At 44.5% G+C, this 25,829-nt stretch carries 26 protein-coding genes and 1 other RNA gene; 10 read left to right on the top strand and 17 right to left on the bottom strand.

Going from position 1 to position 25,829, the window contains the following annotated elements; genetic code table 11:
- Positions 1–128 precede the first annotated feature (128 nt).
- From lepB to rpoE, 6 genes are all read right to left on the bottom strand, one after another.
- Entirely contained in the window at positions 129–1,028 is a 900-nt protein-coding gene (lepB, locus tag SU60_RS00525; protein WP_041153842.1) for a signal peptidase I, read from the bottom strand.
- Between the two features lie 151 nt (positions 1,029–1,179).
- Entirely contained in the window at positions 1,180–2,973 is a 1,794-nt protein-coding gene (gene lepA / locus SU60_RS00520) for a translation elongation factor 4 (protein WP_041153841.1), read from the bottom strand.
- A gap of 140 nt (positions 2,974–3,113) precedes the next feature.
- Positions 3,114–3,584: a SoxR reducing system RseC family protein gene (locus tag SU60_RS00515; RefSeq protein ID WP_041153840.1), complete on the bottom strand. Its 471-nt coding sequence runs from the start codon at positions 3,582–3,584 to the stop codon at positions 3,114–3,116.
- Positions 3,581–4,546 carry a sigma-E factor regulatory protein RseB gene (rseB, locus tag SU60_RS00510; RefSeq protein ID WP_041153839.1) on the bottom strand — a complete coding sequence of 322 codons (966 nt, stop codon included), beginning with the start codon at positions 4,544–4,546 and terminating at the stop codon, positions 3,581–3,583. The genes SU60_RS00515 and rseB overlap by 4 nt, the downstream gene beginning before the upstream one ends.
- On the bottom strand, positions 4,543–5,169 hold the full coding sequence (locus SU60_RS00505) for a sigma-E factor negative regulatory protein (RefSeq protein ID WP_041153838.1): 627 nt from the start codon (positions 5,167–5,169) through the stop codon (positions 4,543–4,545). The genes rseB and SU60_RS00505 overlap by 4 nt, the downstream gene beginning before the upstream one ends.
- Before the next feature lie 26 nt (positions 5,170–5,195).
- Positions 5,196–5,774 carry an RNA polymerase sigma factor RpoE gene (rpoE, locus tag SU60_RS00500; RefSeq protein ID WP_014233001.1) on the bottom strand — a complete coding sequence of 193 codons (579 nt, stop codon included), beginning with the start codon at positions 5,772–5,774 and terminating at the stop codon, positions 5,196–5,198.
- Between the two features lie 572 nt (positions 5,775–6,346).
- On the opposite strand from rpoE, the gene nadB reads away from it, so the two are divergent.
- On the top strand, positions 6,347–7,969 hold the full coding sequence (gene nadB, locus SU60_RS00495; RefSeq protein ID WP_041153853.1) for an L-aspartate oxidase: 1,623 nt from the start codon (positions 6,347–6,349) through the stop codon (positions 7,967–7,969).
- Positions 7,970–8,088: 119 nt separating this feature from the next.
- Here the strand turns inward: nadB and SU60_RS22700 are convergent, their stop codons facing one another.
- Positions 8,089–8,520 carry a protein YgfX gene (locus SU60_RS22700; protein ID WP_342418099.1) on the bottom strand — a complete coding sequence of 144 codons (432 nt, stop codon included), beginning with the start codon at positions 8,518–8,520 and terminating at the stop codon, positions 8,089–8,091.
- Complete coding sequence (locus SU60_RS00490) at positions 8,468–8,728, bottom strand: FAD assembly factor SdhE (RefSeq protein ID WP_041153837.1); 261 nt, start codon at positions 8,726–8,728, stop codon at positions 8,468–8,470. Before SU60_RS00490 ends, SU60_RS22700 begins: the two co-directional genes overlap by 53 nt.
- A 206-nt stretch (positions 8,729–8,934) precedes the next feature.
- On the opposite strand from SU60_RS00490, the gene ygfZ reads away from it, so the two are divergent.
- The 3 genes from ygfZ (at position 8,935) to SU60_RS00475 (ending at position 11,255) form a co-directional block, all read left to right on the top strand.
- Positions 8,935–9,930, top strand: coding sequence for a tRNA-modifying protein YgfZ (gene ygfZ / locus SU60_RS00485; protein ID WP_041153836.1), 996 nt, complete (start codon positions 8,935–8,937; stop codon positions 9,928–9,930).
- A 29-nt stretch (positions 9,931–9,959) separates the two neighbouring features.
- On the top strand, positions 9,960–10,433 hold the full coding sequence (locus SU60_RS00480; protein WP_041153852.1) for an aminoacyl-tRNA deacylase: 474 nt from the start codon (positions 9,960–9,962) through the stop codon (positions 10,431–10,433).
- Between the two features lie 615 nt (positions 10,434–11,048).
- Positions 11,049–11,255 carry a DUF1107 domain-containing protein gene (locus SU60_RS00475; protein ID WP_041153835.1) on the top strand — a complete coding sequence of 69 codons (207 nt, stop codon included), beginning with the start codon at positions 11,049–11,051 and terminating at the stop codon, positions 11,253–11,255.
- Positions 11,256–11,376: 121 nt separating this feature from the next.
- Here SU60_RS00475 and SU60_RS00470 read toward each other — a convergent pair whose 3' ends face one another.
- From SU60_RS00470 to SU60_RS00460, 3 genes are all read right to left on the bottom strand, one after another.
- Entirely contained in the window at positions 11,377–12,588 is a 1,212-nt protein-coding gene (locus tag SU60_RS00470; protein ID WP_041153834.1) for an FAD-dependent 2-octaprenylphenol hydroxylase, read from the bottom strand.
- 67 nt (positions 12,589–12,655) lie between these two features.
- Positions 12,656–13,834 (bottom strand): 2-octaprenyl-6-methoxyphenyl hydroxylase, encoded by a 1,179-nt coding sequence (gene ubiH / locus SU60_RS00465; protein WP_041153833.1) that lies wholly within the window; start codon positions 13,832–13,834, stop codon positions 12,656–12,658.
- 22 nt (positions 13,835–13,856) lie between these two features.
- Positions 13,857–14,435 carry a YecA/YgfB family protein gene (locus tag SU60_RS00460; RefSeq protein WP_041153832.1) on the bottom strand — a complete coding sequence of 193 codons (579 nt, stop codon included), beginning with the start codon at positions 14,433–14,435 and terminating at the stop codon, positions 13,857–13,859.
- A gap of 249 nt (positions 14,436–14,684) precedes the next feature.
- Here SU60_RS00460 and SU60_RS00455 point away from each other — a divergent pair, with 249 nt between their 5' ends.
- From SU60_RS00455 to serA, 5 genes are all read left to right on the top strand, one after another.
- A complete protein-coding gene (locus SU60_RS00455; RefSeq protein ID WP_041153831.1) occupies positions 14,685–14,996 on the top strand; it encodes a cell division protein ZapA in 312 nt (103 codons plus the stop codon).
- Between the two features lie 8 nt (positions 14,997–15,004).
- A non-coding RNA gene (gene ssrS, locus SU60_RS21080) (6S RNA) lies at positions 15,005–15,187 on the top strand.
- 2 nt (positions 15,188–15,189) lie between these two features.
- Positions 15,190–15,789 (top strand): 5-formyltetrahydrofolate cyclo-ligase, encoded by a 600-nt coding sequence (locus SU60_RS00450; RefSeq protein WP_041153830.1) that lies wholly within the window; start codon positions 15,190–15,192, stop codon positions 15,787–15,789.
- A gap of 52 nt (positions 15,790–15,841) precedes the next feature.
- Complete coding sequence (gene rpiA, locus SU60_RS00445) at positions 15,842–16,498, top strand: ribose-5-phosphate isomerase RpiA (RefSeq protein WP_041153829.1); 657 nt, start codon at positions 15,842–15,844, stop codon at positions 16,496–16,498.
- A gap of 271 nt (positions 16,499–16,769) precedes the next feature.
- Complete coding sequence (gene serA, locus SU60_RS00440; RefSeq protein ID WP_041153828.1) at positions 16,770–18,002, top strand: phosphoglycerate dehydrogenase; 1,233 nt, start codon at positions 16,770–16,772, stop codon at positions 18,000–18,002.
- 78 nt (positions 18,003–18,080) lie between these two features.
- Here serA and SU60_RS00435 read toward each other — a convergent pair whose 3' ends face one another.
- Together SU60_RS00435 and SU60_RS00430 are read right to left on the bottom strand one after the other, a co-directional pair.
- The gene (locus SU60_RS00435) at positions 18,081–18,791 is read right to left on the bottom strand and encodes an oxidative stress defense protein (protein ID WP_041153827.1); all 711 of its coding nucleotides are present in this window, start codon (positions 18,789–18,791) and stop codon (positions 18,081–18,083) included.
- A 183-nt stretch (positions 18,792–18,974) separates the two neighbouring features.
- A complete protein-coding gene (locus SU60_RS00430) occupies positions 18,975–19,871 on the bottom strand; it encodes a LysR family transcriptional regulator ArgP (RefSeq protein WP_041153826.1) in 897 nt (298 codons plus the stop codon).
- Between the two features lie 132 nt (positions 19,872–20,003).
- Between SU60_RS00430 and SU60_RS00425 the strand changes: the two genes are divergently transcribed.
- A complete protein-coding gene (locus SU60_RS00425) occupies positions 20,004–20,633 on the top strand; it encodes a LysE/ArgO family amino acid transporter (RefSeq protein WP_041153825.1) in 630 nt (209 codons plus the stop codon).
- A gap of 88 nt (positions 20,634–20,721) precedes the next feature.
- Here SU60_RS00425 and mscS read toward each other — a convergent pair whose 3' ends face one another.
- The 4 genes from mscS to epd all read right to left on the bottom strand — a co-directional run bounded on the left by mscS (position 20,722) and on the right by epd (position 25,634).
- The gene (gene mscS / locus SU60_RS00420; RefSeq protein WP_041153824.1) at positions 20,722–21,588 is read right to left on the bottom strand and encodes a small-conductance mechanosensitive channel MscS; all 867 of its coding nucleotides are present in this window, start codon (positions 21,586–21,588) and stop codon (positions 20,722–20,724) included.
- A gap of 451 nt (positions 21,589–22,039) precedes the next feature.
- Positions 22,040–23,116, bottom strand: a complete 1,077-nt coding sequence (gene fbaA, locus SU60_RS00415; RefSeq protein WP_041153823.1) for a class II fructose-bisphosphate aldolase — start codon at positions 23,114–23,116, stop codon at positions 22,040–22,042.
- A gap of 154 nt (positions 23,117–23,270) precedes the next feature.
- Positions 23,271–24,431 (bottom strand): phosphoglycerate kinase, encoded by a 1,161-nt coding sequence (locus SU60_RS00410; protein ID WP_041153822.1) that lies wholly within the window; start codon positions 24,429–24,431, stop codon positions 23,271–23,273.
- Between the two features lie 162 nt (positions 24,432–24,593).
- The gene (epd, locus tag SU60_RS00405) at positions 24,594–25,634 is read right to left on the bottom strand and encodes an erythrose-4-phosphate dehydrogenase (RefSeq protein ID WP_041153821.1); all 1,041 of its coding nucleotides are present in this window, start codon (positions 25,632–25,634) and stop codon (positions 24,594–24,596) included.
- Between the last annotated feature and the right edge of the window lie 195 nt (positions 25,635–25,829).

Genomic DNA, 25,829 nt, shown 5'->3' with positions numbered 1-25,829 from the left:
TTGGAGTTGCAGCTAAGCGACAAATAAATTCAGCCTCAATAGCATAGACATACCGTGTTATTAGGGCAGCCGGCGATCCGGTGGATTAATGTAGTCAACAAGGCTACAACCTCAAATATGACGAGAAGTTAGTGGATACCACCGATGCGGTTGAAACGCACACCAGTCGGAATCCATGACGGTAAAATGCTATCTGCGCCACGCTCAAATTCGAAGCTAATCCAAATGGCAACAGCTTTGCCAACTAAGTTGGCTTCTGGAACAAAGCCCCAGTATCGGCTATCAGCACTGTTGTCACGGTTATCCCCCATCACAAAGTACTGACCTTGAGGAACAACCCATTCTGTTGTACCACTGCGTGGAAAGTACTGCTCCACGTGATTACGAACCAGAGGGTTAACCAAAATATTATGTTCAACATTACCCAATTTTTCATCCATTTGGATCATTGGGATACCATTTGAAACGAACTGGCTTTCTTCAACATTACTCAGTTTGACAGGCTTACATGCTCCATCACCTTGACTCTGAATGCACAGCTGTTTGTCACCGGTATAGCGAACAACATCACCTGGAAGACCAACTACACGCTTTATGTAATCAATGCTTGGATGAGGTGGGTACTTAAAGACGACAATATCACCACGTTCTGGCTTGCCAGTTTCAACAAGTTGATTTCGCCACACAGGGTCTTTGAGACCATAGGCATATTTTTCTACCAAGATAAAGTCGCCAACCAATAACGTCGGCATCATTGAGCCTGATGGGATTTGAAACGGTTCGTAGATGAAAGAGCGCAAAATAAGGACAAATGCGATCACAGGGAAAATAGATACGCTGTTTTCAACCCACCAAGGTTGGCGCTCCACTTTCTGCAAGGTTACCGCATCTAAACCATTGGCTGTTTGCGCTTCGACTTCCGCTACTTTTTCCTGACGTTTCTTTGCAAAAACCAGTTTTTCCAGTAGCCAAACAACTCCAGTTACCAAAGTCACGATAACCAAAATCAGTGAGAATGTATTCGCCATTAAATTCCCTTATCTAAAAATGCGAAAGTGAAAGAGCATCAACTCTTTCACTTATTTTAAGTTCTAACGTCTTATGACCGACAAAGGTGGAGTAAAGTTCAACTAATACCAAACGCCATTGTTCATGACGCTTGATTTACTACGATTAGTATTAATCTTTACCGACATGAAGAATCGCCAAGAATGCTTCTTGCGGCAGTTCGACGTTACCAATCTGCTTCATACGCTTTTTACCTTCTTTTTGTTTCTTAAGAAGCTTTTTCTTACGGCTCACATCACCACCGTAACATTTTGCGATAACGTTCTTACGTAACTGTTTCACCGTCGAGCGTGCAATAATGTGGTTACCGATCGCTGCTTGAATCGCGATATCAAACATTTGACGTGGGATGAACTCTTTCATCTTCTCAACCAACTGACGGCCACGCGTCTGTGACTGATCTTTATGAGTAATCATCGCCAGTGCATCAACCGTATCACCGTTGAGTAATACATCGACACGTACCATATTTGAGGCTTCAAAGCGTTGGAAGTTGTAATCCAATGAAGCGTAGCCACGAGACGTCGATTTTAGTCGATCGAAGAAATCAAGCACCACTTCTGCCATTGGAATATCGTAAGTCACTGCAACTTGGTTACCGTGATATACCATATCCACCTGCGTACCACGCTTCTCAACACACAGTGTGATTACGTTACCTAAGTACTCAGAAGGCACAAGGATATTACAACGCGCGATTGGCTCACGAATTTCTTCGATATCGTTAACAGCAGGCAGTTTTGCCGGGCTATCAACATATAATAAGTTACCGTTGGTTTCTTTTACTTCATACACTACGGTTGGCGCCGTAGTAATCAAGTCAAGATCGTATTCACGCTCCAGACGCTCTTGGATAATTTCCATGTGCAGCATGCCAAGGAAACCACAACGGAAACCAAAGCCCAGAGCCGCAGAGTTTTCTGGCTCGTAGAATAGTGATGCATCATTAAGACTTAACTTGCCTAAGGCATCACGGAAGTTTTCATAATCGTCAGATGAAACTGGAAACAGACCTGCGTATACCTGAGGCTTTACTTTCTTAAAGCCTGGTAATGGCTTTTCACTGCCATTTTTCGCCTGTGTCAGCGTATCGCCAACGGGCGCGCCTAGGATGTCTTTAATACCACAAACAACCCAGCCTACTTCGCCAGTATTAAGAACATCGGTGTCCACACGTTTAGGTGTGAAGATGCCCAAACGGTCTACACCCCACGTTTGGCCTGTGCTCATGACTTTGATCTTGTCGTTTTTCTTTAGAACACCATTTTTGATACGGACTAGAGAAACAACACCTAGGTAATTGTCAAACCATGAGTCGATGATCAGTGCTTGCAATGGGGCTTTTGGATCACCTTCTGGTGCAGGAATTGCCGATACGATATTTTCTAACACGTCATCAACCCCAATACCTGTCTTCGCAGAACAGCGGGTCGCTTCCATTGCATCAATACCAACAATTTCTTCAATTTCTTCTGCCACGCGCTCAGGATCAGCAGCCGGCAAATCGATTTTATTGAGAATAGGGACGACTTCAAGATCCATCTCGATCGCGGTGTAACAGTTCGCCAATGTCTGCGCTTCAACACCCTGACCCGCGTCAACGACCAAAAGTGCGCCTTCACAAGCTGCCAGAGAGCGAGAAACTTCATAAGCAAAGTCTACGTGCCCCGGAGTATCGATGAAGTTCAGCTGATAAGTCTCACCGTCTTTTGCCGTGTAGTTAAGCGTCACACTCTGAGATTTAATGGTGATACCACGCTCACGTTCAAGATCCATAGAATCCAGAACCTGTGCGGCCATTTCACGATCGCTTAATCCTCCACAAACTTGGATTAGACGGTCAGATAGGGTCGACTTACCATGGTCGATGTGGGCGATAATCGAAAAGTTACGAATGTGCTTCATAGATTTAGGCTGACTAACTCTTTACAAATTGGGACAGTATGAAAGCCATCGTCTGACGGCATTTCAATCAAGTTGGCAGATTCTACCGAATTTAATGAGCGGGCGCACCTAATTTAAGTGCGAGTTTAAGACGAGAGGCTTTAAAGGATCGGTTCACCAAGAATACGAATAAGCGTGACCTGCTGCTTTGACTGTGCCTCCAGCGGGCGAGAGAGTCGTTTCGCAATCCATACGCCACCAGCAGCAAATACAAATGAGGATAAGATGACAATCCCCTCACCGCCAGCAACGATCGGTAACAATAAAAAATGGCCCAGCATCGCGCCAATGATTAAACCGAACAATGGCAACAAATAGACCGCCATTGCCGATTTGATCAGGCTGTCTTCAGGAAAGCCAATTTCCACGACCTGTCCCACTTGCACTGACTGTTCAGTAGTGAGGTTCCAAAACAGACTTTTGTTTCCCACCGCTTTGGTGACCACGCCCGTGCCACAGCTTTTCTGTGAAGAGCAACTACTGCAACTGGTTTGTTGCTCACAGCTTAAATCAATTTCGTATTGTTGACCGTTTCGGTGAACACCTGTCACGGTAGCCAATGCTGTCATCATGGCAATTCACTCTTTGCGACATCGAATGTGACAGACTGAGCTATGCGTTGTGCTGTAGCTGGCGGTATATCGCCCACAACCGAAATTTCATAGTTACCGCTGACAAAACTGTGTAACGTTCTTCGGCCCTGTCGAACAAGCTGCCCTTTCAATGAGTGCTCATCTCTATTTGCTACATAAACAGAAAAACTAAATAAGCCGTCAGAATACAATTGACTTTCAACCATTTGATCGGTGACGGCCATACGGTAACGATTCAACTCGTTTGGTTCAAACCCATCGGGTGTCCATCCGACATGCCAATTACTGGTTCCAACATCACCTTTTGGCATCGTGAGAACAGCAGGTAGTTGCACATCTTGCAAGCCGCTCATTAATTCGGCAATTTTGGGGTTTACAGTATATGCGATGGTTCGGTATTGCTCGAGCATTTCACCATCACGATCGACAAGATCTGCACGCAAAGGAAGCTTACTTTTCTCATCAATCCACAACATGTAGGAATAACGCATCCCGTCTTTCGGCACAATACGTAAAACTTGTGTCGCTACGCCCGATTCACGCGCACGCCCGACCTGGACATAGTCGTAGTAACGGTTTAACTCATCGATATTGCTATTCAGCATTGGCATGGTTGGCGCAACCATTTTCCCCGACTCTATTGTAAAAGGTTCCGTACCAGTTTCTATGTAACTGATTTCGCTGCCGCGACGGATCACTTCCCTAACAGGACCGCTTAAATACACAAGGTGCGCATACTGGTCCTCACCGTGAGTCGCATGACGATACAGTAAAGGCTCAATACTGCTTTTCCTAATAAGGATATAAGAAAGTTCGTAGCTTAAGTTGTTACTCGCCTCGCTCATTTGATGCAATAAAGCCTCCGCCGGCTTATCACTGGCAAAGGCTTGCGAAGACATCATACTGAACAGAGCGCAAGCGCTGATCAGAAATTTTTTCATTCAATATCCGGAGTCAGATGTGCATCTTGCTGAGAAGCATCACTGTTGATTCTCAACTGCAATTCGTAATCTCGCAGCATAGCATGAACACGCTTACGCTGCTCCTGCATATTTGCCTCACTCACCGAGCGTTCCATGGACTCACGAGTTAAACTTACCGGCTCAGCACTTCCAGCAAATGGAACCGTTTGCAACACTGGTAACTGTTCGGTTTGTGGCATTCCTGAGTCACCGCCACCGTACTGTTGTACGCCTAAAATCACCACCATCGATACACACGCAGCAACAGCAACCTGACCAAACTGAGTCAACCAACTTGGCAGCTGACGTTTGGCTTTTCTCGGCTCTGGTTGCGACTCTTTTGGCGCATCAGAAATTGAGACAACATTGGCATTGTGCGAATCAATCGCTCGATGCTCAGGTTCGTTTTCTAACGCTAACGCTACGCTTTCAGCAATACTCCACTCTAGCTTCGCTGGTGCTTCGCCTCGCATCACATCACCAATCAGGTGATAGTTTTGCCAAGCTTCACGGCTCTCTTGGTCTTGCTCTAATTCTTGAATTAAAGCCTTATCGACCAATTCTCCATCCATGAGAGCTGAAAGTTTTTGTTTGTCAGCCATTATTTTCACCATAGTTGTTACTTGTACTAACGCTGTAAAAGAGGTTTAATTTTCTTTTCCACCGCCTCACGAGCACGGAAGATACGTGAGCGTACCGTTCCTACCGGGCAATCCATCACTTCAGCGATTTCTTCATAGCTCAAGCCATCAAGCTCTCGCAATGTCATCGCTGTTTTTAAATCTTCAGGTAACGCTTCGATTGCACTGAACACAACCCGTTGCAATTCTTTGGACAACGTTAAGTTCTCAGGGTTCGAAATTTCTTTAAGTGCACTACCTGTTTCGTAAAATTCAGCATCTTCAGCATCAACATCTGTCGCTGGGGGTCTACGCCCTTGAGCCACAATGTGATTTTTCGCAGTATTCACCGCAATGCGATACAGCCATGTATAAAAAGCACTTTCCCCACGAAAACTGGGAATAGCTCGGTAAGCCTTGATAAACGCTTCTTGTGCTACATCTGGTACATCGCCAGGATTACTTACGTATCTGGAAATAAGGTTGCATACTTTGTTCTGGTATTTAGTTACTAACAGATTGAATGCTTGCTTATCACCATTCTGAACTCGCTCAATCAATACTTGATCGGTCAGCTGCTCGTTCATTCGAGCGGATACTCCTATTTGTTATGCCCCTACTCTTCTCAGATATGGGTACTAATTATGCAAAACGTAGTATTGACACCACTGCTTACTTGAGCACTATTGTGACTACAGTCTGAATAAGAAAGTTCCTTGATTGACCAAGTTTTTTTACTCGTATGGGTCACAGTGTGATGTCATACACCTATTTCTGGCTAAACCGCGCTTAATTCTAAGTTTTGCAGTTAAGCATATTCGAATGAAATAGGTATAATAAAATCTTATTTGTCTCAGATTGTGCTGGGTAGCGGATAGAAAAGCAATCAGATTGACAAAGTATTACTTTTCATTTGCATAGTGAACAAAATAGCTGGTCGTTGCGTTGCGCAGTTTATCCAGACCGTAAATGATGCGCTTTGCATGGACACAATCGACTCATGAAAATAAGAGTAACTAGAGTTACCAAAGTAGCAAAGGTGTCGGGACGCTTCCCTACTTAGCCCTCAGCGACGGATGTCGCGTACATGGAAAGCACATGGTGTGCAAATTTTACACAAGATAACATTGTTATCTTAGCTTGGGATTATAAAAGTTATATGAACACGAATCGTGAACATGAATGTGATGTGTTAGTAGTAGGGAGTGGCGCTGCTGGCTTATCGTTAGCTTTACGTGTGGCAAACCACTGTAAAGTCATTGTACTGAGTAAAGGTCCTCGTAGTGAAGGAGCAACGTTTTACGCGCAGGGCGGTATCGCAGCAGTATTCGATGAATCAGATACGATTGAATCGCATGTTGAGGATACTCAAATTGCAGGTGACGGCCTTTGTGACGAAGAAACCGTTAAGTTCATTGCAGAACATTCCAAAGAGTGTGTACAGTGGCTAATTGATGGTGGCGTCCCATTTGATCGTGAAGAAGACGATTCTGACGACGCACCTCGTTACCACTTAACCCGCGAAGGGGGACATAGTCGTCGCCGAATTCTTCACGCGGCGGATGCCACTGGCATGGCGATGCAAACGTCCTTACAAGATAATGCCCATAATCACCCAAACATTCATGTTCTGGAACGCCATAATGCGCTCGATCTCATCACGGAAGACAAAATAGGTGGCGATAAAAATAAAGTCATAGGTGCCTATATTTGGAACCGCAATGATGAACATGTCGAGACGGTGCGAGCTAAATTTGTCGTTCTCGCAACGGGCGGGTCGTCTAAAGTGTATCAGTACACGTCAAATCCAGATGTCTCATCAGGAGACGGTATCGCGATCGCTTGGCGTGCTGGATGCCGTGTGGCTAATTTAGAATTTAACCAGTTCCACCCAACCTGCTTATATCACCCTGAAGCGCGTAATTTTCTGCTTACAGAAGCCTTACGTGGCGAAGGAGCCTATCTACGTCGCCCTGATGGTTCACGTTTTATGCCCGACTTCGATGAACGTAAAGAGCTGGCGCCACGCGACGTCGTTGCGCGCGCAATCGACTTTGAAATGAAACGCTTAGGGGCTGATTGTATGTATTTAGACATCAGCCACAAACCCGCAGATTTTATCACCAAGCATTTCCCGACCATCTATTCTCGCTTGATGGATCTTGGTATTGATATGACCAAAGAGCCGATCCCAATTGTTCCAGCCGCGCACTACACTTGTGGCGGAGTGATGGTGGACAGAAATGGCAGCACGGATCTGAAAAACTTATATGCGATTGGTGAGGTCAGTTATACCGGACTGCATGGCGCCAACCGAATGGCATCAAACTCATTGCTCGAATGTGTGGTTTACGCTTGGTCAGCCGCCAAAGATATCCTTAAACATAGAGACCAGGTATCACTCGCTTCACAAGTGCCTTGCTGGGATGAAAGCAAAGTGACCAACAGCGATGAAGAAGTGATCATTCAGCATAACTGGCACGAGCTGCGGTTGTTTATGTGGGACTACATGGGGATCGTACGTACCGACAAGCGCTTAGAGCGCGCCCTACGCCGCATTCAGATGCTGCAACAAGAGACTCACGAATACTACAGTAACTTCCGTGTATCAAATAATTTGCTGGAACTCCGCAACTTATTACAAGTCGCCGAATTGATGGTCCGCTGTGCCATGCAGCGTAAAGAAAGCCGTGGCCTTCACTATACTCTCGACTACCCATATCAATTGGAGAACAGTGGACCAACAATACTGGTTCCGGCTAAACAGCAAACTGAGCAGTAATGCCAGAATATCAACTCAACAGGGAGCCTCGGCTCCCTGTTTTAATAACTGGCCCTATCAAGCTCAGCTCAGCTCAGCTCAGAAAAAGCATGACTTATTATTCAGAGTAAAGGGATTGTTTACGACTGAGAGCGTTCCCATTGTCGCAAGACTAGACTCAATTGACGATAGTGCTCATCAGCGCAACTATCCCGCCAAATCGTTACTTTTTTACCAGAGGTGAGTTGAAAACTCAGCTTAATCGGAAGCGTCGATGTATCCACCCAATTTAGCAGGGAAACACCCGACTCGCTTCGCACGGTACCATCGCAATGAACTGACCAGCAACCTTGCACACTAGGAAAAACAAAATGTTGTTCTCGGTAAGTCGTTAACAGCAGTAACAACAAATAGATACAAATAACGAGTGGTACGTCAGAAAGGATAACCGCCCAAACCATTAAGAACAGAAGAGATACGTTAATAATTTGGGCCGTTGTTGAGGGGTAAGTCGTAAAACTAACGAACTTTACTGAGGTTGTGAGCGACAATTTTATCGACCATAGATGCATGGCTTAGGTTTTCACTGCGGCCATGCCCCATCACCCAAGTAAATAAATCAGGATCATCGCATTCTAGCAAGGAGACAAAATCACGTTGCTCTTGCTCTGTCAACGTATCAAAGCACTCTTCAAAAAACGGCATAATCACCACGTCGAGCTCTAGCATGCCACGACGGCAACCCCATTTAATACGCGCCTTTTCTTCCGGAGTGTACATTCAGAATTCCTTCATAGATGTCTTATTATGAATGCGGAGTGTAGCAAGGGTTCACTTACGCAACTAGTGTACCGGTCACAATACGCTATACCCGAGTTGGCTCAAAACTGAGGTTTAATATTAAGCGATAGAAAAGTATTCAAAGCTGACAAATCCGTTAACTACATTTAACATAGCGAAAAACATCTTCAAAAGGCATCGTTATCATGGAATGGCAAACTCGTTTTTCAGCATACCCACTCTCAACTCAAGACGCTTTACCAAAACTGTCAATCTCACTGCTGGACAATTTAGGCCTCATCACTATGGTCGGTGATGATAAAAAGTCCTACTTACAAGGCCAAGTCACTTGTGATGTTGTCTCTCTAGAAAAAACACAATCTACGTTAGGTGCGCATTGCGATGCCAAAGGTAAAGTCTGGAGCGTGTTCCGTCTTTTTCATCACCAAGATGGTTACGCCATGGTTCAACCAAAGTCTGCGATTGACGTAGAGCTTAACGAAATTAAGAAGTACGCTATATTTTCTAAAGTCACTATCGAATCATCAAGTCAGATTATTCTCGGTGTTGCAGGTATTGATGCTGATGATTTTATCTCAGCTTTGAGTCAAGAGCATGGCAACCAAGAATCTAGTGATGTGCGCGTCGTTCGCGGCGGCACCGCCGTCAATGTCGCGACGAATCGCTGGTTGTTAATATTGGACGAAGAAAGCGCACAATCGCTGGTTGAATCATCAAGTGAAGGCAGCGATGCAGTGCTCACTACTCACCAACTGTGGGATCGGTTTGATATTGAGGCAGGATTACCATTTGTGTCCGCTGCAGCTCAGAATGAGCACATACCACAAGCACTTAACCTCCAAGCACTCGGCGGGATCAGCTTTACTAAAGGTTGCTACACAGGACAAGAAACTGTAGCACGTGCAAAATACCGCGGGATCAATAAACGAGCGATGTGTATCGTACAAGGACCTACATCGTCCGAATTACCTGAAGGCATAATTGAGCTAGAACGTAGTGTCGGGGAAAACTGGCGCTCGGTTGGTGCGCTTCTCACGCACTATCAATTCAGCAACAACCATGCGATTGGCTTAATTGTGTTACCCAATAATTTAGATGCAGACACTCGTCTTCGCCTAACCTCTCAGCCTGAATGCGAATGGACAATTTCAGAGCTGCCGTACTCACTGGATGATGAGTAATTCTTTAAATGAGCAGTTTTTTGTATGATATGAATAATGTGCTATCAACGCCGTTGATGCAGTTTCTAGCCGATCAAAATATCGCGTTTCGTATTCTACCGCATCAAAGCCCTGCAACCACCATCGAGGATGCCGCACAGCAACGCGGCATTCGCCCTTCTCAAATGGTCAAAGCAATCCTTCTGCGAGACATGGGACACCAATATGCGCTCGCTTGTGCGCCCGGTGATCGCAATGTCGACCCAAAGAAAGTACGTGCACTTTTACAATGCCGCAGGATGACATGTGTCGCTCATGCAGATGTCGAAGCAATCACGGGTTATAAAGTAGGAACGGTAACGCCCCTGCTTCTTAAGCGCCATATGCCTATTGTATTTGATCCGGCTCTTCTAAAGGAAAAGGAAGTCACTATCAGTAGCGGAGATCGAATGGCAGGACTCGCCCTATCGATAGATGATCTGGTCGGTTTATGTTGTCCGACCATCGCCGATATATGTCGCTAACTAATTCACTTGATGTAAACGATTGCAAGCCACCCTCCATTAAAGTGACCATGATCACACCGCGCATAAATTAACAAAGAATTTTTAATCAAAAATAAAACATAAATAGTCACAAATAAAAAACTCATATATGCTGCAGTTATCAGTTAGGTACTGAACAGAAACCTAGCTGATGCAAAGTGAAGCTGCTGACTAGTATGACTGTACTCATCATGTCAGTCGTCCACTTTTGTGTAATGCATCTGTGACATTCGCCCGCCCAAAGCGGGCATTTTTTTGCGTTGAACTTTTTACTCGTATCTTCTTCTAAATAGATGAGGTGGAATAAAAAGAAACAATTCGCAAACAATCCATTTCTTTCTATTCTTAATCTTGTAACAAAACTATTGCTTAATGCTCACCGTACAAAGAAGGTGACAAGTATGACGTCACTATTTAATGATAATTTTTTGGGTAATCCTCACGCTATTTGAGGTTTGGTTTTGTCAATTTGTCGAACACAACACAAAGATTGAAACCGTTACAAATCCCTTTACTGAATATTGTTTCTATCACACAAATTTTTTCGTTTAAAACGTAAAATGACTGGGCTAAGTAAGAGAAAGGAAAGTAAATATGAGACTGTTTAAACGCTACACACCCGGTATGATAGCGAAGCACATTAGTCGCCTTTTCAAAGGTAGAATTTATATTTACGGAGTCGGTAGATTTGAGTTTGATAATGGTAAATTAATCTTGCCGGAAAAAGCCGAGCAACGACACTTCCGCGCAGTGAAAGAAATTAATCAAGAAATCATGAAACTCAGATGTGCATACGCTTAGCAAAACATCGATGAACTGAAAGGCTGGAAATCCCAGCCTTTTTTATTGTCCTTGATGGTGTCTTCCGCAGCGATGAACCAGCAAGCAAGTCTGAAACGATCAACTAATGACTGAACTGTGATTACGATTGGCGTGCCAATTCAGGCAAATGCCCCTTCAAGCCAAGCGCACGTTTCATAATTTCATCTTTAGCGCCAGGTAACTGTCCGGCCAAGCTTAAGCCAATGCCACGAACCAACTTCTTCGCAGGATTCTCTCCAGAGAATAAATCACGAAAACCTTGCATCGCTGCGATCATTTTAGCCGCTTCCGCTTTACGCCAGCGTTCATAGCTGCGTAAATTGCGTTTGCTACCAATATCGTGGCCTTTGTTCCACAGTGTTAACACTTCTTGCGCCAAGCTAGCGGCATCTAACAAACCTAAGTTCACACCTTGTCCAGCCAGTGGATGAATGGTGTGGGCGGCATCACCAACCAAAGCCACTCTCTCAACCACAAAATCCCGCGCATAACGCATTTTTAACGGAAAGGCAGTCCGCTCGCCCTGCACTTCGCATACACCAAGACGAACATCAAACTCACTGGTCAAAACCTTATTGAAAGCTTCCTCAGGCATCGCTAATAGTTTTTCTGCTCTGTTTGGTTGCGTAGACCACACAATTGAACACATATTGGGCTCAGACAGCGGCAATAATGCCAAAGGCCCATGAGGAGTGAAAATTTGACGAGCGATATTCTGGTGAGGTTCTGCCGTTTTTACATTCGCAACAATGGCATGATGACCATAATCCCAATGTGTAAGAGGAATAGCCATTTGCTGACGTAACCAAGAATTCGCGCCGTCGGCCCCAACCACCAGCTTTGCCGTTAAGGCCTGTCCGTTATCGAGTGTTAGCCAACTCTCTTGTTCACCCACGGCCAATGTAGCGCAGTGCGCTGGCATATGCAGAATCACATTATCAAGCTTTTCAACTTGCTCTAGAAGCGCCAACTGAATCACTCGGTTCTCAACAATATGACCTAAATCAGGCTGCGCCATACTGGACGCATCAAACTCGATCTTTGCAAAGCTATCTTGCTCCCAGACTTCCATACCGTAGTATGGTGTGGCTCGACGCTGCTCAATACCTTGCCAAATCCCCAGTTTGCGTAACAGGGTTTCACTGGAGCGGCTCAAGGCGGATACGCGGACATCAGGCAATGTACCAAGTCTCTCGTCAGGCACACTCCCCTCGATAACAGCAATACGCAGATCGCTATCCTTGAACGCGGCGGCGAGCGCCAATCCAACCATCCCTCCGCCGATGATGGCGATATCTACACTTTGCATCATTGCTATTCACTACCTAATGACTATTGATGACTCAGTAACGGTAAGTTACCTAGTTTATTTCAGCCGTTTATCGTTTCACTAAACCAAGCGTCTGGCGTAGGAGTGGCTGTTTTAAAAGAGAAAGGTTATCCATCGCGGCTAAAGCGATGTTTCGACCAAATCGCATTGCGGGCAAATCATTTGAAAAAACATGCACCAGTGAACTCGTTAACCAAATGGTCTCACAACGGTCAGCGTCTCTGCGTTGACTGAAACGCATTAACCCTTGATAACGTCCTGCGTCATCGCGCTGTTTAGCCACTTCTTCAGCCAAAGACATCACATCACGAATGCCCAAATTAAAACCTTGACCAGCAATCGGATGTAAGGTTTGAGCCGCATTCCCTACAATCGCGAAACGGTGAGAAATGTTCTGTTTACGCTGTTTTAGCAGCAACGGATAACTGGCTCGCTGCCCCACTTTTGTCATCGCGCCTAAACGCCAACCAAAATCTTGTTGTAAACGCGCAAGAAAGTCCCGTTCAGAAAGCCCCATCACCGTTTCGGCTTGCTGCGGGGACAGACACCAGACCAGAGACATTCGATTATCACTCATTGGCAACAGAGCGACAGGACCATTTTCAGTAAAACGCTCAAATGCTCGACCTTGATGTGCTTCTTGCGTAACAACATTGGCAATAACTGCCACTTGATCAAAGTCGTGCTCAACCTGAGTTAAACCGATTAGTTGGCAGCATTGTGAAACTGCCCCGTCAGCAGCGACGATTAACTTAGCGGTTAGCGTCTCTCCACTACTTAACGTCACATTTGTGAAGTCTTGCTCACGCGCGATAGACGTAACCGAATCTGGACAGAAAAAGTCGATCGTCACACGCTCAGTCAGCAAGGCTTGGTATACTCGACCGACGTCCGCCAACTCCACAACGTAACCAAGCGCCTCAACCCCAACCTCTTGCTTGGTGATAGCAGTCATTCCTGCGTGAAAACGATCCGAAACATGGATGTGTTCAATCGGTGTCGCAAAGGGTTCAAGCGCAGACCAAAGCTGCAAATGGCGCAATAAATTTACCGTACCGTAAGATAAGGCAATCGACCGTGAGTCAAAGCCTGGATGTGCATCCGACTGCGCCTTAAATGGCTCGACGACTGCGATGCGCATATCACCTTGGGATAAATGTTCAAGGGCCAACGCCAATGTCCCCCCCGCCATGGCTCCACCTGCAATGACTACATCATACTGTCTCATGCTTACCTCTAAAACTCGACGATTAATGAATAGTAGGCTGGCTAACGTTACTCTTTGGGCGAGCACCAAGCTCTGCATGGATAGTCAAAACACACGCTTTAATGTGTTCAATAACCTGCTCCAGCAGTTGGGCTTGCTCGTCAAGGTCATCATCTTCATCAATGCCCAGCTTGGCGATTTCTTCGAGATCCGCTAAGGCTTCTTTTACATCATCAGAGGCTTTATTCAACGAAACGCCTGATAAACCGAGGCCTGAAATAAAATGATTTACGAAGTCAGAAACACTGTCAGCCAATGCAAACAAGCCTTCTTCACCCGGCTCATCTGGCAATAATAGCGAGAGCTCCATTGATGTACCAGTCAGCTCATCGACACTGACTTTAAATATACTCTGTGCAAAGGATAGCGCTGTGCTTGGCCACCCCATTCCATCATTGGTGTAATCAAACAAAATCGGTTGCCAAGTTTGATCGTTTACTGAGAGCCCTCCACTTAGCATGCCAATAAACAAGCCATGTAACTCTGCAGGAGTCACCGCCAGGCTTGCAGATTGTAGCTCAGCAGCAATAGATTGATATTCTGGAAGGGTGATTTCACTCATAACTCGACTCATATTTGCTTAACATTATATCGACGTATCGTACCATCAAGCCCTGTTGTCTGAAACGACTATCAAATTCAATTTTGGACAGCATTTGTTCGATTTGACCATTTCCTGTGTGATCGCTTCATCATTTCTTTCTCTGTAATGGGAAATGCTTGAATCTTAATAGCGGTTTTTCTATAGTTTCTCCCTCGGTAGTTGTACGATACAACACCTTAGATAGCGCGAGTATAGAGTTTATTCATCATGAGCAATCAAGCGATCGACGTTGAAATACTAGGCAAAGTTACACGAGTGAACTGTCCTACGGGGCAGGAAGATTCTCTTGCTGCAGCAGCAAAAGATCTCGATCGACGATTGAAAGAGATGAGCGAACGTACTAAGGTAACCAATGAGATTCAGCTACTGACGTTTGCCGCTTTAAACATTTGCTATGAGTTGCATACCAAATCATACGAATCTAACGGTCAACAAAGAGAAATCACTGAGCGAATGGAAAAGCTCACTGCGTCTTTAGAAAACGCATTAAGTAAAGTTACGCAAGGACAGCAGCAGTAGTTACAAAATTTACCCTGGGGTGTGCGTCAGCAGGATGTAAGTCCCTGAGCCGATAAGCAATACCTAAGTTGGTACTTGATAGCTATTGAGCAAGCTCGGCATGCACCGAGAAGCCTACGGTTATCATTGCTGATCCGCCTTGAACCAGCTGGTTCAAGGGCCACAATCCTCAACGGCACCCTGGGGTACTCCTATGTTAGAACTTACGCGTCAAGATTTTCGTAAACTTATCCGTGAAAAGCGCAACGCGCTGTGCAGTGATACTCAGTTTCAGGCTGGGCTAGACCTCATCTCTCAATTTTCGCAATTACCCGAAATCCAAACCTCACAGCATATTGCTATCTACTTATCCGCCGATGGCGAGCTCGACACCAAACCTCTGATTGAATGGTTATGGCAACAGGGAAAGTCCATTTATCTTCCTGTTATCCACCCTTTTGCTAAAGGGCATCTGCTGTTTCTGCAGTATCTGGATGACGATCAGTTGATATACAACAAATACGGCATTTTGGAGCCTAAGCTCGATATACGCCACCTCAAACCAGTACGACAACTCGATCTTATCTGTACGCCATTGGTTGGTTTTGACAGTATCGGGCACCGTTTGGGTATGGGAGGCGGTTATTACGACCGTACACTCGCGCACTGGTTTACGACCGGAGAAGGCGCCACACCTATTGGAATCGCTCACGACTGTCAACATGTAGACAAGTTACCAATTGCAAGTTGGGATATCCCTTTACCAAAGATCGTGACGCCAAGCCGAATCTGGCAATGGGAAAGTGACAAGTAAGCCGCTATAATCACGCCGCAAATGTTAACGAACATCTATTCAGGAGATTGGCATGACTCAAGATGAAATGAAGAAAGCGGCTGGTTGGGCAGCACTAAAATATGTTGAAAAAGGCAGCATTGTCGGTGTTGGCACAGGCTCTACCGTGAATCACTTCATCGATGCACTCGGTACGATGAAAGACGATATCAAAGGTGCCGTCTCTAGCTCTATTGCTTCTACTGAGCGTCTGAAGGAGCTTGGTATTGAAGTATTTGAGTGTAACGACGTAATTAAGCTGGATGTTTATGTTGATGGTGCGGATGAAATCAACCCAACGCGCGACATGATTAAAGGTGGTGGCGCAGCGTTAACTCGAGAAAAAATCGTTGCCGCGATCTCGGATAAGTTTGTCTGTATCGTCGATGGCACTAAAGCCGTTGATGTATTAGGTAAGTTCCCTCTTCCTGTTGAAGTTATTCCAATGGCGCGTTCATACGTGGCTCGCGAACTGGTCAAGCTCGGTGGCGACCCAGCATACCGTGAGGGTGTTGTGACAGATAACGGCAACATCATTCTCGACGTACACAATATGCAAATCACCAATCCAAAAGAGATGGAAGACAAAATTAACAGTATCGCAGGTGTTGTCACTAACGGGCTTTTTGCTCATCGTGGTGCTGACATCGTGATTACAGGTACACCTGAAGGTGCAAAAATCGAAGAGTAAATAACACCAACTGTCTCATATTTGACTCAGTTTTTGTCATTTCATTACATACGGTGCAGCAATGCACCGTTTTTGTTTCTTTTTCCGCAGAAAATTATTCCTTATTCCGTAATTTTCTTACCCAAAGCGTTTTTTTTTTTGTTACTTTATTGAACAGAAGACGCACAAGGAAACGTTTGTCTCCCAATAAAACTATTAATTATCCCCTTTTTAATGGTTTTGCCCAATGTGCGCCACATTAGCCCACCTTTCCATTTAAAGGACGAGAAAAATGGCCAAAGTTTCACTGGAAAAAGACAAGATTAAGATCCTCTTACTTGAGGGACTGCACCCTTCTTCTGTTGAAGTACTGCAAGCAGCTGGTTATACCAATATTGAATATCACAAAGGCTCACTTCCTGAGGAAGAATTGATCGAAGCTGTCAAAGATGTGCACTTCATCGGTATTCGTTCCCGCTCGAACCTAACTGAGAACGTGATCAATGCGGCGAACAAGCTGGTGGCTATTGGCTGTTTTTGTATTGGCACTAACCAAGTTGATCTAAATGCGGCCGCCAAGCGTGGTGTGCCAGTATTTAACGCACCTTTCTCAAACACACGAAGTGTTGCTGAACTGGTTCTAGGTCAAATTCTATTACTACTTCGTGGTATTCCAGAGAAGAACGCACTAGCACATCGCGGTATCTGGAAAAAGAGTGCCGACAACTCTTACGAAGCACGCGGAAAGCGTCTTGGTATCATTGGCTATGGTCACATTGGCACCCAGCTAGGTATCGTGGCCGAAAACTTAGGTATGCGAGTGTACTACTATGATATCGAGAATAAACTGTCTCTCGGTAACGCAACACAAGTGCACACCATGACAGAGCTTTTAAATAAATGTGACGTCATCTCACTGCATGTACCAGAAACGCCTGAAACCAAAAATATGATGGGCGAAGCTGAGTTTGCCCTAATGAAGCCAGGAGCCATTTTCATCAATGCTGCGCGTGGGACCGTTGTAGATATCCCAGCATTATGCCAAAGCCTAGAAAATGGTCACCTTTCAGGTGCCGCTGTGGATGTTTTCCCAACTGAACCGAAAACCAACGCAGATCCATTTGAAACGCCATTACAAAAATTCGATAACGTGATTCTTACTCCACACGTAGGCGGCTCAACTCAAGAAGCGCAAGAAAATATCGGCGTTGAAGTTGCAGGTAAGCTGGCTAAGTACTCAGATAACGGCTCAACACTTTCAAGCGTGAATTTCCCTGAAGTATCATTGCCTGAACATGGTGGTGAATGCTCTCGTTTATTACATATACACAAAAACCGTCCAGGTATTCTTACGCAGATTAACACCATCTTCGCAGAAGAAGGCATCAACATCGCGGCGCAGTACCTACAAACAGCGGCAGAAATTGGCTATGTAGTCATCGATGTTGAGACAGAACGCTCTGAAGAAGCACTCACTAAGCTTAAAGGAATCGAAGGTACTATCCGTGCTCGTATTCTGCACTAAGTCCGCGTGATACAAATGATAAAGGCAGGGATTTCCCTGCCTTTTCTTTTTGTTCTCTCACAACCAGAGAACGCGATGTTATTTGAGGCGATAAACCACATCAACTTGGTCACGAATCACCATCGTTGAATCCTGATAGCTATCAGCGTTACGCTTACTATCCATCGCCATAGTTCGCATAAGCACAGGCTGATCATTAACTTGGTTGTAATGAATTTGCCAGATATCGCCTAGCTTTTTATCAAATCCAGTCGCGAGCGACCGTGCCTTTTCTCGCGCATCTTTGATTGCAGCGACACGCGCTTTCTCTTTATACTCTGCAGGATTGCGGACTTTAAGCTGAATATTATCTACTTGATTAATACCAGCTTGAAGAGCCAGGTCCAAATAGTGATTCAACTGGCTTAATTCCGTTACGGTAACACTAACTTTGCGAGAAGCCCGGTATCCCACTAGTTCAGCCTTACCCGATTTCGGGTAATGATACTGAGGCGCTAGATACAAATTCGTGCTAGTCACTTGATCTTTCGATAACCCAGATTCGGATAAAGTTTTCAAAAACTCATCAACAGAATCATCAACAGATTGTTTTGCTTGCTCTGCTGTCATCGTTGTATCCACCACTGTCACGGAGAATGTCGCCATATCAGGTGTAGCGACTACCTCGCCAAACCCTGTTGTTGTAACGTGAGCGAACCCAGGGCTTTGCTCTGATACTGCCGCCCCCGCTACTGGTGGTATGCTAGATAAACTAAATGCCGCAGTCAGTAAACACAAATACCGTTTCATTACACAAATCCATCCATTAATCACACTGAACCTAATCTATTGGTTTATTGTTAATAATAAGACCTTAAGATAATTATCCAAGCGCCGCTATTCACTCCTAACATAACTTTAACTGTGTAACTTTGCTGTAATTTTAATCAAGACAGGCTGAAACAAGGCAAAACATCTTCAAAAACATTAACTTCACTGTGGTAAATGTCGCTGAGCATAGTTGACAATTGATTCAGATATTTCTTGTAAAACGCCCGTTTCCAATTGCCAGTGATGCCAATAAATACGATTGGTCATCAAAAAACCCGGAGTGATATCAACCAACAAACCTTGTTCTAGCTCATCGGTAATCTGCAGACTTGGGATCAAGCAGTACGCGACTCCCGCTAGCGCCACTTTTAGAAACGCTTCAGAGCTGCTGATATTGTGGTGAATAACACTATCGGGGCGCAGGTTGAAATGTTCCGTAAGAAACTTTTTGTGTAACTCGTCATACTGGTCGTAAGACACTGCCGGCGCTTGGGCTAATGTGATGTTATTTACGCCAGCGGAAAAATAACGCTGATAAAACTCAGGGCTTGCTACACACACATAATCAACACGGCCTAAGTAATCCGCCCTGCACCCCGGAATCGCTTGTGACTCTAAACTGATTGCCCCTGCTACCTCGCCACTTTTTAACTTCTCAATTGATCGCGACTCTCCATAAATGGTCAGCTTTAACTCAACTTGACGTGTTTTCATGACACCTTGTAAAGCGGGCAATAACCAGGTTGACAAACTATCCGCATTCGTCGCTAAGGATAGCTGTACAGGACGAGCACTCGTGTCATTGGTGAGTTCAGGAAGAATCTCATGTTCTAACAAACGAACTCGACGGTACAATCCCAACAACTTCTTGCCGATTGGTGTTGGCTTTGGAGGTTGTTCACGAATCAACACCGGTTGTGCTAAAAACTTTTCTAACTGTTTAATCCGTTGAGAAACCGCAGATTGAGACACATACAGGTTATCAGCTGCGCGCTCAAAACTGCCTTGATGAACCACCGCATCAAGCGCTTCTATCCATTTATAATCCAATCCACGCATCAGCACGACTCCAAACTCAAACCGAAATAAGGGTTGCTAATAATATATTAAAATCATTAATTATACTTATTTAAGCAAAAGATTTATCTTCCAAACCTCGTTCGTTACATTATTATTTTTTTGAGGTGAGTTGTGAGTTTTTGGGTGTTATTACAAGGGTTTGGTCTAGGTGCATCAATGATAATTCCGATCGGAGCACAAAATGCTTATGTCTTGAATCAAGGAATAAAACGTAATCACCATTTAACGACAGCGACCATTTGTAGCATATTGGATATGTTATTTATTTCGTTGGGTATTTTTGGAGGTGGTGCGCTACTATCCCAAAATGAACTCTTACTTACTTTAGTAACAGTAGGAGGCATCTCCTTTTTAAGTGTTTATGGCTACCTCTCACTTAGAAGTGCACTAAAGCCCACTAAACAGTCTGAGTCGACACATGAAGTGACCGCTCGTGGACGACGCACGGTGATTTTAGGTGCGCTCGCAGTGACAGTACTTAACCCACACCTTTATTTAGATACCGTGGTTATTCTCGGCTCGATTGGAGGACAGTTTGAAGGTAGTGACCGCTTTGCGTTTGCTATCGGCACCATCATGGCCTCATTTGTCTGGTTTTACGCACTGTCTCTCGGTGCGGCTAAACTCGGCCCTACGTTGTCGAAGCCAAAAGTAAAAAAAGGTATCGACGTTGCAGTAGCCTTGATGATGTTCACCATAGCATGCGTCTTGGCTAACGAGTTGATTGAGAAGTATTGGTAATCATCAGAACAACTTTGCAATAATTCCCTTACGAGATATAAAAAAGCGAGGCTTAACGCCTCGCTTTCTAAACACTCAATGCCGTAAATTAAGCATCGACTTTGTTCAGATGAACATCCATTTGCGGGAATGGAATTTCGATACCGTTTTCATCGAGCGCTTCTTTAATGCCTTGCATTGCATCAAAATACACACCCCAGTAGTCCGCAGTTTTAACCCAAGGACGAACAACAAAATTCACTGAAGAATCGGCAAGAGCGAGCACACCGATTGTTATATCTGGATCTTTCAAGATGCGCGGATCTTTTTCCAACGTTTCACGAATCACTTTTTTGGTAAGTTTAAGATCAGCCTTGTATGAGACACCAATCACGAGATCAACACGGCGCGTAGCGTGACGTGAGTAGTTGGTGATTGCACCACCAATCACGCCAGAGTTAGGCACAACAACCATTTTGTTGTCTGGCGTTTTTAGTACGGTTTGGAAAATTTGGATGGCTTCTACACTACCCGCCACACCGCCAATCTCTACGTAATCACCTGATTTAAATGGACGGAATGCAACAATCAGCACACCAGCTGCAAAGTTTGAAAGAGAACCTTGTAGAGCAAGGCCAACAGCCAAACCTGCCGCACCGATAACAGCAACTACTGATGCAGTTTGAACACCAAGGCGACCAAGCGCTGCAATCAACACGATAACGAATAGTAAGTAACGAACAAGACCGTGAACGAACTCCACGACCGCCTTATCCATGTTTTTCTTTTCAAGTACTTTAGAAACGCTTCCTGCCACTGCTTTTACGATCATGTTACCGATAAACAGAATAATCAGTGCGGAAATAATGTTTACACCATACTGAACCAGTAAGTCTGAGTTGTTTGAAAGCCAGCTCTCAGCCTTACTCAAGCCGTCAGTTAAAGTGGTATCGATACCCATCGATTCACCTGCCATAATTCTTATCCTCAAATATAAAGATAGTTCAATCCAATTGCCGCCAACGAATGAGTCCGTTTTTTAAATGACTCTTATCTATAACAACGTTCTATTGTTCTACTGAGCTGTGTCAGATTTTTGTGAACGATATCTCAACTCTGACTTGTTGCATAGACTTAGTTGAGCAAAGACATGCAAAACAAGGTGTTATCAGAAAATTCCTACATCGAACTGTTATAGGTTACGCAAAGTCAATACATTTCGCCACTTCTATTACTCACATTCTCACAAAGCGTTTAAAAAAGAATCTCAAACGCACAAATTTTAATCTTATTCATATGAGTGCATTTACTTGCTAACAACCAAAGCAACATCACTTATACCAGTCACAGCAAATAAGTACTTAGAAATAGAACAAAAAAAAGCCCGCTCAATGAGCGGGCTTTATAAAAACGTTAATTCTTAAGAATTAAAGTACGTCAACAGCGTTAAGGTCGGCAAATGCTTTCTCTAGACGAGCAACCATTGAAGCTTGACCTGCACGTAGCCAAACGCGTGGATCGTAGTACTTCTTGTTTGGTGCATCTTCGCCAGTAGGGTTACCGATTTGACCTTGTAGGTAATCGTGGTTTTCCGCTTCGTACTGACGGATACCATCCCAAGTTGCCCACTGTGTATCAGTATCGATGTTCATTTTGATAACACCGTAACCGATAGACTCTTGGATTTCTTCTTGAGAAGAACCTGAACCACCGTGGAATACGAAGTTTAGAGAGTTAGCAGGAAGACCGAACTTCTCAGAAACGTACGCTTGAGAGTCACGCAGGATAGTTGGAGTTAGAACAACGTTACCTGGCTTGTAAACACCGTGTACGTTACCGAAAGATGCTGCGATAGTGAAACGCGGGCTAACTGCGCTTAGTTTTTCGTAAGCGTATGCAACGTCTTCTGGAGAAGTGTATAGCTCAGACGCGTCCATATCAGAGTTGTCAACGCCATCTTCTTCACCGCCAGTACAACCTAGTTCGATCTCTAGAGTCATGTTCATCTTAGCCATACGCTCTAGGTATTTAGCACAGATTTCGATGTTCTCTTCTAGAGACTCTTCAGAAAGGTCGATCATGTGAGAAGAGAATAGAGGCTTACCAGTTTCAGCAAAGTGTGCTTCACCAGCATCTAGAAGACCGTCAATCCATGGTAGAAGTTTCTTAGCTGCGTGGTCAGTATGAAGAATTACTGGCACACCGTAAGCTTCAGCTACAGTATGAACGTATTTCGCACCAGCTACAGCACCAAGGATTTGAGGACCTTGACCTTCAAGTTTAACGCCTTTACCAGCGAAGAAAGCAGCACCGCCGTTAGAGAACTGAACAACAACTGGAGCTTTCACTTTTGCTGCTGCTTCAAGTACTGCGTTTACAGAATCAGTACCTACAACGTTTACCGCTGGAAGTGCGAAGTTGTTTTCTTTTGCAACTTCAAATACTTTCTGAACGTCATCGCCAGAGATAACACCTGGTTTTACGAAGTCGAAGATCTTAGACATGGATGTAATCCTATTTATCTGTCGTTTTTAAACAAAACTTGTTAAGTTGAAAATCTTGCAAACGTTTGCTCACAACTAAGGCTATTCTAGCAGAGTTCCTTATGCGTTGCAGCAAACAAGAAAGCGGGTGAATCATTCCCCCGCTTTCTATTAATTATTTAGCGCGTGCTTCTAGCATTTCTACAGCTGGAAGTACTTTACCTTCTACAAACTCAAGGAAAGCACCGCCACCAGTTGAGATGTAAGATACGTCTGCTTTGATGCCGAATTTATCGATAGCAGCTAGCGTGTCACCGCCACCAGCAACAGAGAAACCTTCAGAAGCAGCGATAGCTTCAGAAATTCCTTTAGTACCCGCTTCGAAGTTCTTGAATTCGAATACGCCTACAGGACCGTTCCATAGGATAGTCTTAGCGTTCTTAAGAATTTCAGCCAATGCTGCTGTTGAATCTGGACCAAGGTCGAAGATCATGTCGTCGTCTTGTACTTCAGAAACGTCTTTGATTTCAGCTTCAGCGTTCTCGTCGAATGCTTTTGCACATGCAACGTCAGTCGCAACAGGAATTGCACACTCGTCCATAAGCTTTTTCGCTGTGTCAACTAGGTCTGCTTCGTATAGAGATTTACCAACGTTGTGGCCAGCAGCCGCAATGAATGTGTTGGCGATACCACCACCAACAACAAGTTGGTCAGCGATTTTAGATAGAGATTCAAGAACAGTCAGTTTAGTAGAAACTTTTGAACCGCCTACGATAGCAACCATTGGACGAGCTGGCTTGTCCATTGCTTTACCTAGTGCTTCTAGTTCATTTGCTAGTAGAGGACCAGCACACGCAACAGGCGCGTGCATGCCTACACCGTGAGTAGAGGCTTGTGCACGGTGAGCAGTACCGAATGCATCCATTACGAATACATCACATAGTGCTGCGTATTTCTTAGATAGCTCTTCTTCGTTTTTCTTTTCGCCTTTGTTAAAGCGAACGTTTTCAAGAACAACAAGCTCACCAGCATTTAGCTCAAGGCCGTCTAGGTAATCTTTTGCTAGCTTAACTTCGCAATCTAGTGCGTCGTTTAGGTAGTTAACAACAGGTTGTAGAGAGAACTCTTCAGCGTATTCACCTTCAGTTGGACGACCTAGGTGAGAAGTAACCATTACTTTAGCGCCAGCTTCTAGGCAGTGCTTGATAGTAGGAAGAGATGCAAGGATACGTGCATCTGAAGTTACTTTGCCGTCTTTAACTGGCACGTTTAGGTCAGCACGGATGAATACACGTTTACCCGCAAGATCCAGGTCAGTCATCTTGATCACAGACATGATTTGTCCTCTCAAATATTTAATAATTAAAGTTTTTGAAAACTCGGCAACCCTGCCAAGCCTGTTAATTCGTTAAACTGGTTATTGATATGGAGATACATCTGATTTATTTCAAGCCTTAAAATAAAAATTCTCCATCACTTTTTCATCATGACGCAAAGCTTATGAAAAAGCGTCCATTGCTAATGCGGTATCCAGCATCCGGTTAGCAAAGCCCCATTCGTTATCACACCAAACAAGCATTTTTACCAATTGCCCGTTACTCACTCTGGTTTGGGTTCCATCAACAATCGCACTATGAGGATCGTGGTTGAAGTCTATGGAAACGAGTGGCGATTCAGTATAGTCAACAATGTCACGTAATGTACACTGAGATGCCTTAACAATGGTTTGATTTACGTCATTAACTTTCACATTTGTACTTATTGTGACGCTTAAATCCATTGCAGTCACGTTAACTGTCGGTACTCGGACAGAAATCGCTTCAAATTTGTTGGAAAATTTCGGGAAGATTCTTTCAATTCCTTTATGCAACTTGGTGTCAACTGGAATAATTGACTGGCTTGCGGCCCGAGTTCGCCGTAGATCACTGTGGTAAGCATCAATGACTTGTTGATCATTCATGGAAGAGTGAATGGTTGTTATCGTGCCAGATTCAATCCCGAAAGCTTCATCCAAAACCTTAATAATAGGAACAATGCAGTTGGTCGTACAAGAACCATTTGAAACCACTTTGTGTTCAGCTTTGAGTGTATCGTGGTTCACACCATAGATAATGGTGTTATCGATATCGGCAGAAGCTGGGTGAGAAAATAGTACTTTTTTAGCACCTGCGGCTATGTGAGCAAGCCCGTCAGATTTTGAACCGTAGACGCCGGTACAATCCAATACAATGTCTACGTCAAGATCTCGCCATGGAAGTAGTTCAATTTCAGCGAGATGAAGAATTCGAATAGAATCATATTCACCCGAGTTCTGCTTTGAGCAGCCATGGTGAATATGTAAATGCTCTTGGTCATGGGTGACTTTCTTGCCAAAACGACCATGACTGGTGTCGTATTGAAGTAAATGGACCATGGCCTCGGGCTGAGCCAACTCGTTTACCGCGACAACCTTTATTTGCTGATGCTTCCCGCTCTCATATACAGCTCGCAGAACATTACGACCTATACGTCCAAATCCATTGATCGCAACCTTTAGCATTTATCCTTCGCTCTAGCAGAAATTTCGTGTCACAAATAGTACCCGATGAGAAACGAAAACGCATTAAGTAAGTGACGTTTACCTTCTCTTCAAACACAAAAAACCGAGCACATGTGCTCGGTTTTTTCATTGCGTTTTTATCACGCTAAAAATTATGCCAGAAGTTCTTTGGCTGTGTTTACAACATTGTCAGTC

It is taken from the genome of Vibrio mytili (assembly GCF_000830505.1).
In the GTDB taxonomy this organism is placed as follows: domain Bacteria; phylum Pseudomonadota; class Gammaproteobacteria; order Enterobacterales; family Vibrionaceae; genus Vibrio; species Vibrio mytili.
Note: the sequence above shows the minus strand (reverse complement) of the source record. Positions and strands in the feature narration are given on the sequence as shown.

What these genes read in the sequence shown, in the direction of transcription:
- lepA (WP_041153841.1), bottom strand. Translation starts at nt 2,973, where the DNA reads ATGAAGCACATTCGTAACTTTTCGATTATCGCCCACATCGACCATGGT.
- SU60_RS00470 (WP_041153834.1), bottom strand. Translation starts at nt 12,588, where the DNA reads ATGATGCAAAGTGTAGATATCGCCATCATCGGCGGAGGGATGGTTGGA.
- SU60_RS00475 (WP_041153835.1), top strand. Translation starts at nt 11,049, where the DNA reads ATGAGACTGTTTAAACGCTACACACCCGGTATGATAGCGAAGCACATT.
- SU60_RS00460 (WP_041153832.1), bottom strand. Translation starts at nt 14,435, where the DNA reads ATGAGTGAAATCACCCTTCCAGAATATCAATCTATTGCTGCTGAGCTA.
- SU60_RS00505 (WP_041153838.1), bottom strand. Translation starts at nt 5,169, where the DNA reads ATGGCTGACAAACAAAAACTTTCAGCTCTCATGGATGGAGAATTGGTC.
- rseB (WP_041153839.1), bottom strand. Translation starts at nt 4,546, where the DNA reads ATGAAAAAATTTCTGATCAGCGCTTGCGCTCTGTTCAGTATGATGTCT.
- SU60_RS00430 (WP_041153826.1), bottom strand. Translation starts at nt 19,871, where the DNA reads ATGCGTGGATTGGATTATAAATGGATAGAAGCGCTTGATGCGGTGGTT.
- ubiH (WP_041153833.1), bottom strand. Translation starts at nt 13,834, where the DNA reads ATGAGACAGTATGATGTAGTCATTGCAGGTGGAGCCATGGCGGGGGGG.
- ygfZ (WP_041153836.1), top strand. Translation starts at nt 8,935, where the DNA reads ATGGAATGGCAAACTCGTTTTTCAGCATACCCACTCTCAACTCAAGAC.
- epd (WP_041153821.1), bottom strand. Translation starts at nt 25,634, where the DNA reads ATGCTAAAGGTTGCGATCAATGGATTTGGACGTATAGGTCGTAATGTT.
- SU60_RS00480 (WP_041153852.1), top strand. Translation starts at nt 9,960, where the DNA reads ATGAATAATGTGCTATCAACGCCGTTGATGCAGTTTCTAGCCGATCAA.
- mscS (WP_041153824.1), bottom strand. Translation starts at nt 21,588, where the DNA reads ATGGCAGGTGAATCGATGGGTATCGATACCACTTTAACTGACGGCTTG.
- rpoE (WP_014233001.1), bottom strand. Translation starts at nt 5,774, where the DNA reads ATGAACGAGCAGCTGACCGATCAAGTATTGATTGAGCGAGTTCAGAAT.
- rpiA (WP_041153829.1), top strand. Translation starts at nt 15,842, where the DNA reads ATGACTCAAGATGAAATGAAGAAAGCGGCTGGTTGGGCAGCACTAAAA.
- SU60_RS00410 (WP_041153822.1), bottom strand. Translation starts at nt 24,431, where the DNA reads ATGTCTGTGATCAAGATGACTGACCTGGATCTTGCGGGTAAACGTGTA.
- SU60_RS00435 (WP_041153827.1), bottom strand. Translation starts at nt 18,791, where the DNA reads ATGAAACGGTATTTGTGTTTACTGACTGCGGCATTTAGTTTATCTAGC.
- lepB (WP_041153842.1), bottom strand. Translation starts at nt 1,028, where the DNA reads ATGGCGAATACATTCTCACTGATTTTGGTTATCGTGACTTTGGTAACT.
- SU60_RS00455 (WP_041153831.1), top strand. Translation starts at nt 14,685, where the DNA reads ATGAGCAATCAAGCGATCGACGTTGAAATACTAGGCAAAGTTACACGA.
- nadB (WP_041153853.1), top strand. Translation starts at nt 6,347, where the DNA reads ATGAACACGAATCGTGAACATGAATGTGATGTGTTAGTAGTAGGGAGT.
- SU60_RS00450 (WP_041153830.1), top strand. Translation starts at nt 15,190, where the DNA reads ATGTTAGAACTTACGCGTCAAGATTTTCGTAAACTTATCCGTGAAAAG.
- SU60_RS00490 (WP_041153837.1), bottom strand. Translation starts at nt 8,728, where the DNA reads ATGTACACTCCGGAAGAAAAGGCGCGTATTAAATGGGGTTGCCGTCGT.
- serA (WP_041153828.1), top strand. Translation starts at nt 16,770, where the DNA reads ATGGCCAAAGTTTCACTGGAAAAAGACAAGATTAAGATCCTCTTACTT.
- fbaA (WP_041153823.1), bottom strand. Translation starts at nt 23,116, where the DNA reads ATGTCTAAGATCTTCGACTTCGTAAAACCAGGTGTTATCTCTGGCGAT.
- SU60_RS00515 (WP_041153840.1), bottom strand. Translation starts at nt 3,584, where the DNA reads ATGATGACAGCATTGGCTACCGTGACAGGTGTTCACCGAAACGGTCAA.
- SU60_RS22700 (WP_342418099.1), bottom strand. Translation starts at nt 8,520, where the DNA reads ATGCATCTATGGTCGATAAAATTGTCGCTCACAACCTCAGTAAAGTTC.